Annotated in this window: 11 protein-coding genes; 2 read left to right on the top strand and 9 right to left on the bottom strand. The window is 54.3% G+C overall.

Going from position 1 to position 17715, the window contains the following annotated elements; genetic code table 11:
* Nucleotides 1–516 precede the first annotated feature (516 nt).
* From BN4609_RS12520 to BN4609_RS12495, 6 genes are all read right to left on the bottom strand, one after another.
* Nucleotides 517–2748, bottom strand: coding sequence for a glycoside hydrolase family 3 C-terminal domain-containing protein (locus BN4609_RS12520; protein ID WP_068856997.1), 2232 nt, complete (start codon nt 2746–2748; stop codon nt 517–519).
* A 129-nt stretch (nt 2749–2877) separates the two neighbouring features.
* Nucleotides 2878–4077, bottom strand: a complete 1200-nt coding sequence (locus BN4609_RS12515) for a glycoside hydrolase family 5 protein (protein WP_241033262.1) — start codon at nt 4075–4077, stop codon at nt 2878–2880.
* Nucleotides 4078–4209: 132 nt separating this feature from the next.
* A complete protein-coding gene (locus BN4609_RS12510; RefSeq protein ID WP_068856951.1) occupies nt 4210–5292 on the bottom strand; it encodes a family 16 glycosylhydrolase in 1083 nt (360 codons plus the stop codon).
* Nucleotides 5293–5560: 268 nt separating this feature from the next.
* Nucleotides 5561–7429 carry a hypothetical protein gene (locus tag BN4609_RS12505; protein WP_068856950.1) on the bottom strand — a complete coding sequence of 623 codons (1869 nt, stop codon included), beginning with the start codon at nt 7427–7429 and terminating at the stop codon, nt 5561–5563.
* Nucleotides 7430–7452: 23 nt separating this feature from the next.
* Nucleotides 7453–8991 (bottom strand): RagB/SusD family nutrient uptake outer membrane protein, encoded by a 1539-nt coding sequence (locus BN4609_RS12500; protein ID WP_021993445.1) that lies wholly within the window; start codon nt 8989–8991, stop codon nt 7453–7455.
* Nucleotides 8992–9091: 100 nt separating this feature from the next.
* Nucleotides 9092–12265 carry a SusC/RagA family TonB-linked outer membrane protein gene (locus BN4609_RS12495; protein WP_068856949.1) on the bottom strand — a complete coding sequence of 1058 codons (3174 nt, stop codon included), beginning with the start codon at nt 12263–12265 and terminating at the stop codon, nt 9092–9094.
* 324 nt (nt 12266–12589) lie between these two features.
* Here BN4609_RS12495 and BN4609_RS12490 point away from each other — a divergent pair, with 324 nt between their 5' ends.
* Nucleotides 12590–13153, top strand: coding sequence for a hypothetical protein (locus tag BN4609_RS12490; protein WP_068856948.1), 564 nt, complete (start codon nt 12590–12592; stop codon nt 13151–13153).
* A gap of 395 nt (nt 13154–13548) precedes the next feature.
* On the opposite strand, the gene BN4609_RS12485 is transcribed toward BN4609_RS12490, so the two are convergent.
* On the bottom strand, nt 13549–14088 hold the full coding sequence (locus tag BN4609_RS12485) for an LOG family protein (RefSeq protein WP_068856947.1): 540 nt from the start codon (nt 14086–14088) through the stop codon (nt 13549–13551).
* A gap of 224 nt (nt 14089–14312) precedes the next feature.
* On the opposite strand from BN4609_RS12485, the gene BN4609_RS12480 reads away from it, so the two are divergent.
* Nucleotides 14313–16181 (top strand): DEAD/DEAH box helicase, encoded by a 1869-nt coding sequence (locus tag BN4609_RS12480; protein ID WP_068856946.1) that lies wholly within the window; start codon nt 14313–14315, stop codon nt 16179–16181.
* 207 nt (nt 16182–16388) lie between these two features.
* Here the strand turns inward: BN4609_RS12480 and BN4609_RS12475 are convergent, their stop codons facing one another.
* Both BN4609_RS12475 and BN4609_RS12470 read right to left on the bottom strand, forming a co-directional pair.
* A complete protein-coding gene (locus tag BN4609_RS12475; RefSeq protein ID WP_021993707.1) occupies nt 16389–16940 on the bottom strand; it encodes a DUF3332 domain-containing protein in 552 nt (183 codons plus the stop codon).
* Nucleotides 16941–17073: 133 nt separating this feature from the next.
* Nucleotides 17074–17688, bottom strand: coding sequence for a WbqC family protein (locus BN4609_RS12470; protein ID WP_068856945.1), 615 nt, complete (start codon nt 17686–17688; stop codon nt 17074–17076).
* Nucleotides 17689–17715: the final 27 nt, after the last annotated feature.

Genomic DNA, 17715 nt, shown 5'->3' with positions numbered 1-17715 from the left:
TGAATATCTATACCTGTAATAATGCTTACGCAGACATTTTTCAGACTGATTTTGGATAACGCCTACAACTTATGGGTATGATACTGCGTATTGCCTCAAGTCGCATTGTGGGGTAAGGGAATATTGAGGGTTGCAGTGGGGATTTCTACCTCAATTTATCTGCTAATTCAGTAAGAGAGGACATGTACACGCAAGAAGGACGTTGAAGGGCTTAGTTGAGGATTTGAGGCTTACAAAAACCGGAGCGCGGTTTTTGCCTTAATACGGCCTTATAGTTTAAAGAACAGGATATATGTACAAACAGTATGGATTATAAACATCACAAAACGATGTCATCGAGTCTTCTCCGGAGTAACGCGGAACGACATCCGGAAGCCTTTCTCAGGCATACATCAACACCGCGTGATTCATGGTAAAGGCGTGTGGCGGCAACATGCGTAAAGAATCTGCCGGAACGTGTCGCGAGAGAGAGACGGCGGAAAGCCGTGCGAAAAGGACCTCCGCCGCCTCACGATGTCACATCAGCACGAATCTCACTTTCTGCTTGAGATTGTCTGAGGAGTTGCCTATCAACGCCTCGAAATCGCCCGGCTCCGCCGTCCACCGGTGAGCCTTGTCGTCGAAGAAGCTGAGGGCGTCGGTGCCGATGGTGAGTCTCACCTCTTTCCTCTCGCCCGGTTTGAGGCTCACTTTACTGAATGCCTTGAGCTCCTTATAGGGTCGCACGAGTGTCGACTTGCAGTCGCGCACGTAGAGCTGCACCACTTCCGAGCCTTCTCTTGTGCCTGTGTTCTCCACGCTGACGGTGAATGTGATGCTGTCGCCCTGTGCGAGTCTTGTCTTGTCGGCTGTAGCCTTGCCTATCCTGAAAGTGGTGTAGCTCAGACCGTGACCGAACGCGAACACCGGCTTTATGCCTTCCTTGTCAGCCCAACGATAGCCCACGAAGATGCCTTCCTTATATTCCTCGTCAATGATCTTGCCTCCGTCGCGCCATGTGCCGGGGTAAGTGCCGAGCTTGTGTGCGGCAACATCACCGAGCTTCTGCCACCATGTGTAAGGCAGTTTGCCCGAAGGGTTGGCACGGCCGGTAAGTATGTCGGCAACAGCCTCGCCCGCCGTGGAACCGAGGAACCATCCCTGCACGATGGACTTCACCTTGTTGCGCCACGGCATGGCGACCGGATTGCCCGATATGTTTACGAACACTATGTTCCTGTTGACGGCGGCAAGAGCCTCAACCAAGCGGTCCTGACCATACGGAAGACCGTATTCCTTGCGGTCATGACCCTCCGCATCCTGATAGTCACTTTTATTAAGACCGCCGAAGAACACCACGCAGTCGGCGTCCTTTGCCTTCTCCACCGCCTCAGCTATAAGTTCATGGGCAGTGCGGGGCTCGTAAAGCCTCTGCTTGGCAACGACTCCGTTGTACTCGCCAATGGTATCGCCCACATATCCACGGGCATAATCTATCCTTATCTTATCGCCGAGACAATTGCGCATTCCCTCTATCGGGAGCGTCTCACACTGCGCCTTCAGCGAGGAGCTTCCGCCTCCGACGGTCATCATCTTTATGGCGTTCTCACCGACGACAAGCACCCGATGCGCCTTCGTAGTGTCGAGAGGCAGCAGTCCGCCGTCGTTCTTTAGGAGCACGATGCCCTCGTCCGCTATGCTGCGGGCGGTGGAATAGTGTGCCTCGGAGTTCATCGAGCCATAGCCGCGGCTGCTGTTCATCGTGGTGCGGAAGAACAGACGCAACACGCGCCGCACCTTGTCGTCGAGCTCTTTTGTGGTATATTCTCCCTTCTTTATCAGCTCACGGTATGGCTGTGCGAGACAGTAATTGTCGTAGGCATTGGATGTTCCGAAAGAGAGACCGTCTGTCCAGGTGCCGAACTCCATGTCAAGTCCGTTCTCGACAGCCTGCCGCGTGTCGTGCGCTCCGCCCCAGTCTGACACCACAACACCGTCGAAGCCCCACTCGCCTTTAAGGATGTCGCAAAGCAGATACCTGTTGTGGCAGTTGTGCTGGTTCTTGTAGAGATTGTAAGCTCCCATGAGTCCCCATGCGTGACCTTCGGTTACGGCAGCCTTGAACGCCGGAAGGTATATCTCATAAAGGGCGCGGTCGTCCACCGTCACGTTCACCTGATGGCGGTATTCCTCATCGTTGTTCATTGCGAAATGCTTCACGCACGCGGCGACACCATTCGACTGGAGTCCCTGAACGTAAGGCACCACCATGCGCGATGTGAGATAAGGGTCCTCGCCCATGTACTCGAAGTTGCGTCCTCCGAGCGGTGTGCGCAGTATGTTCACGCCAGGTCCGAGTATCATATCCTTGCCACGGTAGCGTGCCTCTTCACCCAACGCCCTGCCGTATGCCCTTGCCAGCTGCGGATTCCATGTGGCAGCGAGACACGTTAGCGCAGGAAACGCCACGCAGGAATCGTTTGTCTGTCCTGCCTGTTCCCATTCGTCCCAAAGCACGTCGGGACGTACACCGTGGGGACCATCATCTGTCCAGAACTCAGGAATGCCCATCCGGGGCACTCCGGGTGAGCTGAACTTACTCTGCGCGTGTATCACCGCGATCTTCTCATCAAGCGTCATACGCTTCAGAGCATCCTCAACACGCTGTTCGATTGGCTTTGTCGCGTCGAGATAAACAGGAAGCGACTGTGCCAGGGCTGCCGTTGCCGTGAGGGCGGAAATGGCTACCGTCATGATTGTCTTGTTCATTATATTCTTCATTTATCAGATCATTATGTTTTATTATCTGCTCATATATTTTTTTAAACACACATATATTCATATTGAAACACGCACCGACCCTTATTGGAATGAATGCCCGCCAATGCCACATTCATGTCATCCGGCTCTCAGTCCGGTTGATTTTATGTATGAGTATTGCGGACGGCAATTGGCGAACTTCACATTCTCAATATATTGCCTTAGTATACGGAGTGCCTCATCCTGTGCAGGACGCGCCTTGCGTATATCGGCATAAGTTGTGCGTACGGACTCGGAGAACCTCACCACAACACTGTCCCAACCCTCAGGGCGCACGACAGCACTCATGCAGGAACCGTCAACCTTCTTGTAAGGCCAGAACGTATATCCTATATTATTGCTTCTCAGGACATTCACAAAATCCGCCTGCCACTCATCGGTGTTGTGTCCCAACTCTCCCATATACATAGGCAGACCGGTCCGGTCGCGGAACTCAATGTAGTCCTTTATAGCCTCTGCCGTTGCCGGACCGCCGTAGCGATGGCATGTGTACATGATATTCGTATCAAACTTCCAGTCGGAGAAGACCGAGAAAACACTGTTCCACTGCGCTCCTCCGAGCAATATCACATGATTGGAATCTATCTTCCGTATGGCGTTCACCGTCTGTCTGTACAACGGCTCGAGCTTTTCGTTCAGTTCATCCTTGTTTTCAAAGAAGTGGGCTATAGGCTCATTCATCAGCTCATAGCCGAGAATGACGGGCTCATCCTTATATCGCGACGCTATGTCACACCATATCCTGATGAATTGCCGACGACTTGTATCACTCTCAAAAAGCCATGGGTAGCCATAGCTGTCGTCTATGTTGTCGCCGGTCTGGCCTCCGGGACAGTCGTGCATGTCAAGTATCAGATAAAGACCGTAATCCCTGCACCATGAGACAAGGCTGTCGACTCTGGCAAAACCGTCCTGAGCCGAGGAAAGCCCCATATAGTCCTCATCGGTGAAAAGCTTGTAATTGAACGGCAGCCGTACGGTGTTGGCACCCGTGGAGGCTATGAACCGGATGTCGTCACGGGTGATGTAGCTGTCCTTGAACGCCTTCCAGAACGCAGCCGTCTCGTCCGGTCCGACCATCTGTCTGAGCATGATGTCAATCATCCAACCGCTGTTTGTCTTGCTGAAACCGAACATATAGCCTTCCGGATTGAGCCAGTTGCCGAGATTGGTTCCGGTGATATACAGTCTCGAACCGTCGGCTCTGACCAGATTCTCACCCTCGACACGCACGAAACGCCCTGTCGCCGACACTGCGAGAGTGGCGGTGCAGAGCATCAGAAAAACAATAATTCTTCGCATTAACCTGTATTTTACGGAGAAAGCCACCCGTGAGCGGCATACGTGCGGAATGTATCACACGGTATGACGGACGCAGGCGGCTTCACCTTAACCATTCACATTATTATATCACTTTTGGAAAACCCTGACATAATCAACCTCCATCGTCGCCGGCAGACAGCTCTCGTCAACACCCTGAAGACCACCCCACGTGCCGCCCCACGCAAGGTTGAGTATCACATAGAACGGTGAGTCGAAGGGCCAGGCGTCCTTACCTGTGCCGTCATTGTTGTAAGTAAGCAGCCGCTTTCCGTCCACATAGAACACCATTCTGTCCGATGTCCACTCCACGGCATACCTGTGGAAGGCGGTGTAAGCGTCCGATACGGAAGTGCGTGCGCTCTCTGTCGGCGTGCCGCCGTTGTTGTATTTGTTGCAGTGGATTGTAGATACCACGACCCCGGGGTCATATCCCACTGATTCCATTATGTCTATCTCACCGTCTCCGGGCCATGTCTTGAAGTTGACAGGCATCATCCAGAACGCGGGCCATGTGCCTTTTCCTTCGGGCAACCTGATGCTTGCCTCGATGTAACCGTACCTCCATCCCTGACTGCGTTTGGCATAGATGCGCGCCGACCTGATGTCGCTGCCGTCCTTATGAAGGTGTATCTTCAATATCCCGTCGGACACCTCAGCCACATCCTTGCCCTTTACGTAGTTCTGCAACTCATTGTTCACGAATCCCGGACCGGCAATCTCGAAAGTCCAGTCGCAGCCAAGCTCGGTGCCGTCGAACTCGTCGTTCCATACAAGCGAGTATCCTTCAGGAGCCACGATGTCGGTCTCCGACCGCTTTCCCGCCTGATTCACCTTGACAGAACGGCGTGTTCCGCCGCTCCACACAACCACCTCACCGCTGCGTCCGGAGTTATCCGCATTCTCCTGCACCGCAACGGTAAGAGTCTCATTCTTCTTTACCGATCCTTCAGGCGTCACCTTCAGCCAGTCAGCGGTGGAATAGGCAGCGAACTCGCGGGCAGCCTTCACGTCCACGGAAAACGTAGCCGCATCCGCCGAAAGGTCTTTCTCAGTCACCGACAAGTCCACCTGTACGTTTTCAGGCGCATAAACCGTCTCCCTGTCATCGCCGCAGGACGCCATCCCCACAGCCGCTGCAATAAACAAACTCAATATCATTCTGGTCTTCATTGTTCTCTTTTTTATAAACGTAAGTTATAGTATATTTATTTCAACCGTCCTCTATTTATTATTAAAACAGTGCGAGTGGGCGCAATGAGAGTCTGCTCTCATATTGCCTGGCGCAGTCTGTTTTAATGGGGAAAACCGTGTTGCAGGAGCCGGACTTCAGCATTCACGCCTGAAACGGAGCGCCGTCTGACAGTCAGTCTCTGAAAAACGGAAGTACGCTCCCGCAACGACAGTTCGCCAAATACATTATAAGAAAGGTTGATTATCGTCATTCCGCAGTCTTCTGCAACACGATGCCGCTTACCTTAACCGTGGTGTTCTCCTTGCATCCGCCGAAGTCCAGGACAAGCATAAGCCCCTTGGACGCGCCCTTCGCGAGCTTTGCCGCCGGAACCTTCAGCACATATTCCTCATAAGGAACGAGGTCGGCACGCTCCGTGAAGAAGAAGTTGTCGGCATCGTCGTCACCGTCTGTAAGCTTCACCGTAGCCCCCTTTAGTTCCTTGTCGGACATCAGCGTACAGCAGAAATCGTAAGCCGCGTCAGCCTCAGCCGCTATTCCGGTCTTTATCTTCACCTGAGCCTGCCACTGATCAGACGTCGCCGACGGCAGTGTCACGGTATAAGTACCTCCTTCCTTTGCGAATCCCGGGTCGGCTATCTGCGTCCATCCGGGAGCGTAGAAGAACTCAGTGGAGTAATCGTTCTTATCGTCCACGCCCACCTTCCACAGGTTGTCGGCAGAATCATAGGTATAAACCGTCTTGTCCTCATCCTTCACCGGCACTACGGTACCGTCGTCGTTGGCGTGGTCTTTAAGCACTATGCCGCTCACGGTGACCTGAGTATTCGCCGCGTTACCGCCGAAATCGAGCACCAGAGAGACCTTGTCCATGTCTATTCCGGGCATGTCGCTCTTGTAGAACACATATTCCTCATAAGCCTTAAGGCTGACTGTCTCCTGGAAATAATACGTTGCGTCATCGCCGGTCTTCACGAGTTTCACGGTCACATTGTTATGGTCGGTGTTCGACATGAGCTTGCAGCTGAAGTCATAATGCGACGCCGCGCTTGTTCTCATGTCTGTGAGGAACTTCACCTGAGCCTGCCATGTGTCGCTTGTAGCCTCGGGCAGACTCACCGTATAGGAGTTGCCGTCAGCCGTAAGAGCCGGATCGGCAATCTGGTTCCAGCCCGGAGCGTAATAGAACTCGTTGGTGAACGTGCATCCCTTGAACATGTTGAACTCGCTGTCAGCATCGAATCCGTCGAATCCCTTCACCTCATCCTTGCTCGTTAACACATAGTGCCATGCTATGGAACCGTTGTCGTAGACAAGCACGAGTTTCGAGCCAGTGACGCTCTCTATGCGGAACGCCGGCTTGTCATACTGACTGTCGTCCGACACGTAAGGGAACAATGTCTTGTCGTCCAGCACGAGATACACGTCGTTGCCGCGTCCTTCTATGGTGTAGTGTGAGGTCTGTTCCTTTGCCGGAGAATTGAAGTCGTTGCCGTCGCCGGGATTTCCGGGCAGCCGCGTACAGCCTTTGTTGGCATACACCATCCCGTCGGCACCAGGGCTGTAGGTATATGTGCCGTCGGAGGAGAACGTTATCACGTCGTCATACAGAGCCGTGCCGTGCTTCTCGTCAGGCGCGGCTGAGTACCATCCGAGTCCGTCCGTGCCAGGCTCTCCGCATCCGAGATGCCCCTGTTCCTCCTTAGCGATGCGCCACTTCTTGCCGTCAAGCATTGTGAAATACATGCCGTATTCAACGAGAGAGTTGTCAATATGGAATGTCACCGAGCCTATGCCCTGACTGAATCCGTTGCGGTTGCCCACACGATATTTCAGCACATAGTCGCCCGCTTTGGAGAAAATCTTCCTCAGACCGTTCTGGGTGGAATACGGTTTGGAGCTTTCCCAGTCCATTATCCATATAGGATAGACGGCTTTGCCGTCAAGTGTGAACGTAGCCTGATTGGTGGTCTGGTCCACATCAACAGCAACCTTGGCGTCCGCCGCTACAGGAAGCCCGTTCTCGTCCACGCCCTGGAAATCGTCAGGTGAGCACGATGCGAGTGACATCGCCACTGCGGCAATCGCGCCAAACATATAATTAAGCTTTTTCATAATGTGTCACTGTTATTGTTCCATTAATATTTGTTCTGCTTCAGAGTGCCCTGCGCGGCGTCTATCTCAGCCTGCGGTATAGGCAGATATCTCTTCTGTTCGCTCCATGTGTTGGTGCGGTAGCCGTACTTGTCGGGCACGAGCGTGGTGGCAGCCTTTCCGGTGCGCACGAGGTCCCAGTAGCGTTTGCCCTCCCCCACGAACTCAAGATGACGCTCGTTCAGGATGTTGTCAATCGTCGCACTCACGTGTGAGGTGAGTCCCGAGCGGTTGTGCACGAGGTTGAGATAAGTCTCCGCCAGCGCGGCATCGCCTCCGGTGCGGAGCAACAGTTCCGCTGCATTGAGAAGAGTCTCCGCATACCGGTAAACGCGCAGGTTGTTGTTGAAGTTCAGGTCGCCGTCAGCAGCCTGGTCCTTGTTGTTCTCCGACCTGGCGATATACTTGCCAAGGAAGTATCCCGTGTCCTGATAGCGGTGCTCGTAAGTGCCGTGCGCGTTGGCGTCGAAGCATGTCACGTCGCGCCTCAAGTCGCCCTCGGCATACATCCGGAACGTCTCCGTGCGCACGGGAGCGAATCCCCATCCGTTGGTCACGCCGCTGTCGTCGCCCGCGTTGGCAGCCCACGCGCTCGGACTGATGAGACGCGGCAGGACCGTACCGCCCGAGTTGAGCGGCGCGTTCCACGAGCGCACGGCGTTGTCGTCCTTATAGTTCACCTCGAATATGGACTCCGCGCCCCACTCTCCGCTTTCCTCGAACAATGCGGAATAACTCTCCATGAGGCTGTACTTGCCGCTGTCTATTATCTCCCTCATGTATGCGAGAGCCTTGGGATAACGGCTCTCATCGTTATTATACATCACCATGTCCGCATAAAGCATGTAAGCCATAGCCTGCGACACCTTGCCCACGTTCTCCTCAGACATGCTGTCCTCCCACTTCATGGGCAGCACCTTCATGCCGATGACCTCCTCCAGCTCGGCTATCACCTTGTCGTAGACATCTCCGGCGGACAGTTGCTCCGCGAGATAAGGAAACTCCAGGTTCTTCATGAAGAAAGGAATATTGCCCCAGAACTTCCACAGGTTGCAATAGTAATAAGCCCTCAGCACGCGCGTCTGCGCCGTCCACAGGTCGCGTTCGTCCCCACTTATGTTGTCGCCCGCATATCCTATGTATGTAAGAACGTCGTTGCAGCGTTTCACACCGCTGTACTCACAGGTCCAGAGACCCGACATGCAGTTCTCGGGATTGGCGTTGTAGTTCATCATGAGGTGCCAGTACTGGTTGTCGGTGCTGCTTGCCCCGCCGGGCCATATGTCGTCCGCCATGATGTCGCTCATGATGTTTACGGGGTTATACTGCCCCATCGCCCAGTCGGGCCACTGCAGAGGGTCGTAGGCAGAGACAAGCGATTCGTACACGTGAGCACGTGTTGTGAAATACTCCTCTATAGGGTTTGACGTCGGGGGAGTGACCTCAAGAAAGTCGTCGCCGCATCCCGAGAGCGTCACAGATGCCGCCATCATCAGGCAGGCATATATATGTAGCTTTTTCATTTTCGTCTTGTTTTTATGTTTTCAGGCATCCTTGGGCACGCTGTCCGCCGCCAACCGCCGGACGGCAACCGCCCCGTAGCCTTAAGAACGTTGTCGAGTCTCAGAATTCCAGATTGAAGCCTATACGCCACACACGTGCCTGCGGATAGACACCGTAGTCCACTCCGAGTGACGTTCCTCCCGATGATATCTCAGGATCGAAGCCGTGATATTTTGTGAACGTGAGCAGATTCTCAGCCGAGACAAACAGTCTGAGCCTGCTTATCTGCACATTGTGCGCTATCTTGTCGGGCAGGGTATAGCCCAGCTCGATGTTCTTCAGTCTCAGATAAGAGCCGTCGTACACATAGAGGTCTGACGATTTCCAGTTGTCGGAAGAGTCGCCCACGATGAAAAGCGGGTATTTATCAGACGTTCCCGGACCCGTCCATCTGCCGAGCATCCATGACGGCAGGTTGGTGGAATTGATGTCTATGCGCCGTGTGGCGTCGAAAACGTCGTTGCCTGCTGTGCCCTGCCACATCATGCTGAGGTCGAACCTGCGCCATGACGCCGACAGGTTGACACCGAAAGTCCAGTCAGGCATGCCCTTGCCGAGCTTCGTCCGGTCGTTGTCGTCAATCACTCCGTCACGGTTGATGTCAACGAATCTCACGTAGCCTGGGCGCGCGTCAGGCTGCACGGGAGTCTTTCCGTCAGGACCGACATACGAGTCCACCTCCTGCTGAGTCTGGAAGATGCCGTCTGTCTTCAGTCCGTAGAAGTAAGGGAACGGCTCTCCGTTCATGGCGCGGGTTATCGTCCCGACGCTCTGGAACGAGTCGTATGCCGCCCAGCCGGTGTCGTTTCCGAGGTTCACGAGCTTGTTCTTGAGATAAGAGGCGTTGCCCCTTATGCTGAACTGCGCGTCAGACACACGGAACTTATAGCCCAGTTCGAACTCCACTCCCGAGTTCTCCATCTTTCCGACATTGCCAATGGGCTTCGTCTCGCCCACATAGGAAGGAATAGCCATGGTCATGAGCATGCCGTTGGTCTTCTTGATGTAGTAGTCGACGGAGAACGTGAGAGCGTTGTCCATGAACCCAAGGTCAAGTCCGATGTCGGTCTGCTCGGACTCCTCCCACTTAAGGTCAGGGTTTGACAGTCCGTTGGCTTTCACTCCGTTCACGACCGACTCTCCCCTTCCGAAGATGTAGTTGTTGCCCGTCGCTGTGAAAACGGCGTAACGGAAGTCGTCGATGTTCTCGTTGCCGTTCTTTCCCCAGCTTGCGCGCAGCTTCATGTTGGACAGCCACTGCGGAGCCTTCCGCATGAACGGCTCGTTGGTGATGTTCCATCCGAGAGATAATGAGGGGAATGTGGCGTACTTGTTGTTCACTCCGAAACGGCTCGACCCGTCGCGGCGCACCGTAGCCTGGAACATGTAACGCTCGGCGTAGTTGTAGCTCAGACGCGCGAACATGGACGACAGCGTGTGCGGGTTGGACGGTCCGCCCCATCCGTCGCGCTCGCCCTTCTCCGCCAGACCGGAGGCGAAGTTGATGTAAGGCTTGTTGAGGTCGATGAGGTTCCAGCGGCTCGCACCGAGCGTCCAGCCGGTGTTCTTCATAGCCGACTGTCCGAGCACCACGTTGAATGTGTGGTCGCCGAAGGTCTTGTCGTAGGTCAGCACGTTCTCTATCTGCCACACGGTGCCGCGGTCGCTCTCCTGCGACGCGCTTGTATGGGTAGCCTTGTTGTTGGTTGTGAGATAATACAATATGGTGTGGCTGTTGTTGCCCCAGAACGACATGTCGGCTCCGTAGGATATTCTGTACTTCAGACCGTCCCATATCTGCATCTCGGCTGCGAAGTTGGCGACGAACTTATGGCTCCAGTTCTGCGCTCCGGGCAGCGAGAGCGCCGCCAGCGGATTGACCATCTCGTTGTATGTCGTGCCTGCTATGGTGTAAGGATTGCCCCTGGGCGAGAGTATCGGACCGGGATAGTCGGGCTGTGTCTGACGGTAGAACTTGTCCTGTGCGTCGGCAGCCTCGCCCGTAAGAGTGGGCGTGAGGACAGGCGAGAGGGCGAGAGCCGACCCGAGAGGAGAGCCCCACTGCGAGTTGGTATCAATGCCTTTCGACTTGATGCGCGCGTAAGACAGGTTCACGATGATGTCTATCTTGTTGAGCGACTTGCGCTCTTTCGACAGGTCGAGCACGTTGTAGCGCGTGTTGCTGCGCAGCGAGAGACGCTGATAGTTGGAACGGTCGAAGTTGCCGCCCACGATGCCCTCCTGCGTGTAGTAGCCCAGAGAGAGGTAATAGTTCACCTTGTCGGTGGCTCCGCTCACGGTAAGGTCGTGGTTCATCACCGGCGCGTTGTCGTTGAAAACGGCGTCCTGCCAGTCGGTTCCGTCGGTCACCTGATTGCCCATGGCGTCCTTCAGATGGTACGGGTCGGCATAGAGCGGCTTCATGCCGGCGTTGATGTAGCCCTCGTTCATCATCACGGCATACTCCGTGGCGTTGAGAACGTCGCGCTTGCGCCATTTGCTCTGCCATCCGTAAGAGAAGTTGTAGTTCACCTTAACCTTGCCTTTCTTTCCCGACTTTGTGGTCACGAGCACCACTCCGTTTGCCGCGCGGGCACCGTAGATGGCTCCCGAGGCGGCGTCCTTGAGCACCTCGATGCTCTCGATGTCGCTCGGATTGACATAGTCGAGACCGCCCTCGATGGGCATGCCGTCAACAATATACAGCGGGTCGGAGTTGTTGATGGTGCCTATGCCGCGCACCCTTATACGCGCAGCCGCACCGGGCTGACCCGACGACGAGGTGACAGTGACGCCCGCCGCCAGACCTTTCAGCGCATTGTCCATACGCACCGGCGCGGTGGCGGCAAGCTCGTCTGACGACACCTTGGCTATCGACGCCGTGACGACGCTCTTCTTCTGCACTCCGTAGCCCACGACGACAACCTCTCCAAGCATCTCGTTGTCCTCGCGCATCACCACGCGCATGCCCGCAGCCGCCTTCGTCTCGACTGTCTTGCATCCTATATACGAGATGGTGATGGGGCTTCCCTCAGCCACGTTTTCCAACCTGAACTCTCCTTTTATGTCGGAGAACACACCGTTCTTGCTTCCTTTCAGGAATACAGACGCTCCGATTATCGGCTCGCCCTGTTCGTCAACGACCGTGCCGGAGCATACGAACTCCTGCGCCTGCATCACCGTAGACAGCAACGAAACCAATAATGTGAGAATGAAAGATTTTGCTTTTTTCATACAGATTATCACGTTTTGTTTTGTTTAGGTACGTTCATGAATTAACCGTCGCAAATTTATCGATTAAAAGAATCATAAAAAAGCGCACAAAAACAAAAAGTGGATTGCGGGCGCGGTAAGACGGCAACAACCCGCTTGAAAACCAATGTGTTATGAAAACAGAGCCTCTGCAAAAAAGTGGATGCGGAATAAGCGCGCGACAGCGGACCGACAGCGGTGAAACCGTGAAAAAGAGAAGGTGAAGGCGTTATGGCGCAACTGCGGAGCGGCAGAGGGACGACGGAAATGAATGAAAGCGAATACGCCAAGTAAAAATTTTTGACAATGCAAATCTGCAAAAGAGAGACGGAGAAGGCACGGACACGGTGTCGCGACATGGCGGAGAAGGCGCGGCGGCTCCGTTTTCATCCAACCGGCAGGACGAAAAGGATGCGACACAGCGCACAGACTGCTCTTCCGGCATGCCTGACGGGCTCTTCCGGCATGCGGCAAAGGCTCTTCCACGGCACGAAAGAGGCTCTATGGCAGGACGGAAAAGCCCGTTTGGCGACACTGAAAAGACGGTGGCGGAAGGCGAAAGACTGCAAGCGGCTGAATGACAGGCAGATAGCCGAAACGCCCGAGAACGGCGCATTTGCGGCAGAAGAGCGGAGAATGAGCGGGAAGAGGATTTATATGGAGAAGAGACTGTACGGTTGTTCGCATAGGATAGTGTCTTTGTCGCGAAGGTGCAATCACGGAGCCATAGCCGTTTTCATATCTTACGGTCTGCCATTCATCCGTCTTCCGACAAGCATACGTCATCCGGTCACGCGCCTTCTCCTTATGCGTTACGCCGCACCGCAGGCAAACGCGGAAACCATGCCGGACGGCTCCGGCACGCGGTGAGGATGAGGAGGGACAGAAAGTGAGCGGCTACGCATGGTCAGGCACAGCTTTACACGCCAGCGTCGGCGGCAGTGCGGCATGTCAGGACATAAAAAAGCATCTGCTGCGCATCACGCGCAACAGACATTCTACATGATCATTAACATTACTAATCATATTACCATATCGGGCTTCACAGCCCACTTCTGTCTACGTTTCTAATAAATTTAAAAATAAATCTATTATCCAAAGGTTTATCATTATATATCTCAAGCGATTAAACTCATCAGTAACGCGGTATTGAAATGCGCGTCCCGACACATTGGAACATCCTGACGCAGCATCCGCAGACCGGCAGTATGCCTCATGCCGGAGGCTTTCCGCCCTGAGAGCGCGGAGCATAGTGCAGGGCATCCTCATCCCATGCGCGAGAGCGTCTCCACAAGCTCGTCGTGCGAGGACGCCACGAGCAACTGTCTCTCGAAGCCGTCGCGCATCATGCCTGCCTCTCTCATGGCTGCGAGCATGTCGAGAAGCGGATTCCAGAAGCCCTTCATGTTGTAGAGAATGACAGGCTTGCTGTGGTAGCCTATCGACGCTGAGGCGACGACGGTGAATATCTCGTCGAGCGTGCCCACGCCTCCCGGCAACGCCACCAGCACGTCGCTCTTGGCAAGCATTATGTCCTTACGGTCGCTCAGACTGTCGCACAATATCTTCACATCGACAAAGTCTGAAGTGCGTCCGCCCTTCTCCACTATCGACGGCACGGCTCCTACGCACAGTCCTCCCGACGCATGCACCGCGCGAGCCACACATTCCATCAGTCCGAGATTACATCCGCCGAACACCAGCGTGTGCCCCTCGCTTCCGATCCACTCGCCGAAACGGCGCGTGAGGTCGAAAAAAACGCTGTCTATACCGGTGTTCGCCGAGCAGAAAACTCCTATGTGCATGAATCCCGTTATTGTGATTGTCTGAAGTCGCCGCATCCCTCTCATGGACGCATCGCGACAAAGATAAGAATTATTTTGATATATACAATAAAACAAGTGAATAAATTTTGTATTATATCTCTTTTGTCTTAACTTTGCAGCCGGATTCGGGATAAAGACCAGACTCTTACGTGCGACATTATCGCACGGACATTCCACTTATTTCATTCACAAATACAACAGCATTGAAAACATTTGAAGAATTGGGCGTAAGCGAGGATATACGCCGCGCCATCACAGAACTCGGATTTGAGCACCCGATGCCTGTACAGGAAGAAGTGATTCCTTTTTTGCTCGGAAACGGTAACGATGTGATAGCCCTCGCACAGACCGGAACAGGCAAGACCGCCGCTTTCGGCATCCCGCTGCTGCAACGCACCGATGCCTCAGACCGCACCACGCAGGCTCTCATTCTGAGTCCCACACGCGAGCTGTGCCTGCAGATAGCCGACGACCTGAAGAGTTTCGCCAAGTATATCAAAGGTATAAACATCGTGGCGGTGTATGGCGGCACGTCCATAATAAACCAGATACATGCCCTCAAGCACGGGGCGCAGATAATAGTGGCTACGCCCGGACGGCTCATAGACCTGATGAACCGGGGCGCGGCAAACCTCGACAACGTGAGGAACGTGGTACTCGACGAGGCGGACGAGATGCTCAACATGGGCTTCTCGGACAGTATAAACGAGATATTCGAGGGTGTTCCGCAAGACCGCAACACGCTGCTCTTCTCGGCGACAATGAGCAGGGAGATTGAGAAGATAGCCCTCAACTATCTCCACGACCACAAGGAGATTGTGGTGGGCTCGCGCAACGAGGGGGCGGAAAACGTGAACCACATATACTATATGGTGAACGCCAAGGACAAATATCTGGCTCTCAAACGCATAGTAGACTATTACCCGCGCATCTTCGCCATAATATTCTGCCGCACGAAGGTGGAGACGCAGGAGGTGGCAGACAAGCTGATACGCGACGGATATAACGCGGAGTCGCTACACGGCGACCTCTCGCAGCAGCAGCGCGACCTCACCATGCAGAAGTTCAGACAGCATCTCACACAGCTGCTCGTGGCTACCGACGTGGCGGCGCGAGGTCTCGACGTGGACGACCTGACGCACGTCATCAACTACGGACTGCCCGACGACATCGAGAGCTACACCCACCGCAGCGGCAGAACGGGAAGAGCCGGAAAGAAGGGAACGTCTATCAGCATCATACACACACGCGAACGCCACAAGGTGAAAGCCATAGAGAAGGTCATAGGCAAGAGTTTCGTGGACGGAGACCTGCCCTCTCCAAAGGAGATATGCACCAAACAGCTCTACAAGGCGATAGACGAGATAGAGAAGGTGGACGTGAACGAGGAGGAGATAGCTCCGTTCATGGAAGACATAAACAGGCACTTCGAGTATGTGGACAAGGAGGACATACTGAAGAAGATAGTGAGTCTGGAGTTCGGACGGTTCCTCGCCTACTATGCCGACGCGCCCGAGATAGTGAAGCCTTCCACCGAGCGCGCGAGGAAAGGCGAGGCGCGCAAGGACGGAAAGAAGGCGAGGACGCGCGGACAGAGAAAGGCGGAGAACGGCTACCGCAGGCTTTTCATCAATCTGGGCAAGGACGACGGATTCTATCCGGGAGAGGTGATGCAGTTTCTGAACAAGAACATGCGCGGACACCAGGAGGTGGGACACATCGACCTGCTCGGCAAGTTCTCATACATAGAGGTGCCGGAGGAGGACGCGGCGAAGGTGATGAGGGCTCTCGACGGAAGGCAGTACAGGGGACGCACCGTGAGATGCAACGACGCCGACGACCGCAAACGGAGCGACAGACGGACGAAAAAGGACGACAGCCGCGACGACTTCGGCAGATATGAGAAGAAATCGAAGAAACGCAACAGGGCGGCTGACGCGAAGCCGTTCAGGGAGAGCGGACGCAAGGACGACTGGAGGCAGTTCATCGACAATCCCGACATAAAGCTCGTGGGCGAGGAGCCTGACTTCAGCGAGGAAGGATGGGCACGCCGCCGCCCGCGCAAGAAATGACAGCCGCATGCCGCGCGACAGTCCGGCGCACAGCCGCTGACAAGCGGAGAACGCGAATCGCCTGACTGCCGCACCGGAATCTCATAACGGGAAGAAAAAAACCGACAGAAGGGATAAGAACACGGAAGGGACACATCTCCCGGCCAATAAGCCGCGCCAAGGAGATATGTCCCTTCCGCTATTTCATTATTTACTCGCTGTCCGTTGTCACCTCAGCGCCCACAAAGTGCCGCCTCCTGTCGCCATACGGGTCTCGAAAAGACCTGCCGCGTCGGGCGATACGGTGATATTGCCGCCGTCGGGCAAGGACGCCTGTATTGTCCCGTCGTCGTTGAAACGGAATATCTCCGTGGTCTTGCCGTCGACAACCTGCGACCACGAATCGGTCTTGTTGTCATACAGGAACTTCATTATCTCACCGTCAGGCTTCTTTATCTCATACCCGTTCTTGAGCGTTGTGACGGCATAATACCTGCCGTCCTGCCCCATCACGTTCTGCGTCTTGCCCTCGTTCTTGGCAAGAGGATTGGAGCCGGACCAGAACTCCATCGAGTTTATCACGAGCGCATCGACTACTCCGCACACCGCGTAGGCGGGGCTGATGAGCAGGAATATTATCTCATTGAGGAACTTTGTGTCGGTTGCCCTTGTGTTCCACATAGCCAGCTTATGGGTGAGCTGGAAAGAGCCGACACACGAACTTGCCACCAGACACCCGGTCATGACAATGGCAGATACTTTCAAATGCTTGATTTTCATATTGTAATGGTGTTTTAGTGTTCAACGTATCGTAAAGATAACAAATATATACGAAAACCTCACTTTCAGCATACCATCATTTAACATATATTGTTTATATGTAAATGAAAGTGCAAAAAAACATAACTGAACGTCAAAGCAGGAATATGCCTTCAGGTCCTTCGTTGAACAGGAGGTCGAGAATGCTGAGGTTGGGGAGGAATCCGTGTTTGCGGGAATACACCTGATAGTAAGGGCGAGGCTCGAACGTCGCGTCAGGCAAAGGGTGTTTCGGACGGATGGCGTCGCGGAAATCGTCTGCCGCGACGTCTTCTGTCCGGATATAGTCAGAGGTGGGCTCTATGACAGGACGTATGTCGAGAAGCGAGCATACGGTGTGGGTTATGTCGAGATTGAAATCGTACAGATACTTCCAACGGCGTTCGAAGAAAGGAAGGATGTCGTCGGCGTAATAGTCGAAAAACGGACTCTCGCCGTAGGACGACACTATTGCGTTCCAGTGAACGTGCCGCCACGCGCCGTGGTCGCTTATCCGGATGTCGCGCATAAGGCATTTGCTGCCATCATAACGCTCTATGGGCACCGTAAGGGTCTGCGGTCCTCCCGTCGCGGCTATCACGCAACGGTTGCGGTAGGTCTGCTTCACGTAGTTGTCGTAGCGTTCAATCAGACACCGGTCATAGCGGTGCAGCTTCTGAAACCACTGCACCGGACCGAAGTAAGCTGATGATAGCAATGCCTGCGACATGTTATGATGACGTGCCCTGGAATACTT

The sequence above is a fragment of the Leyella lascolaii genome (assembly GCF_900079775.1).
Classification (GTDB): Bacteria; Bacteroidota; Bacteroidia; order Bacteroidales; family Bacteroidaceae; genus Prevotella; species Prevotella lascolaii.
Note: the sequence above shows the minus strand (reverse complement) of the source record. Positions and strands in the feature narration are given on the sequence as shown.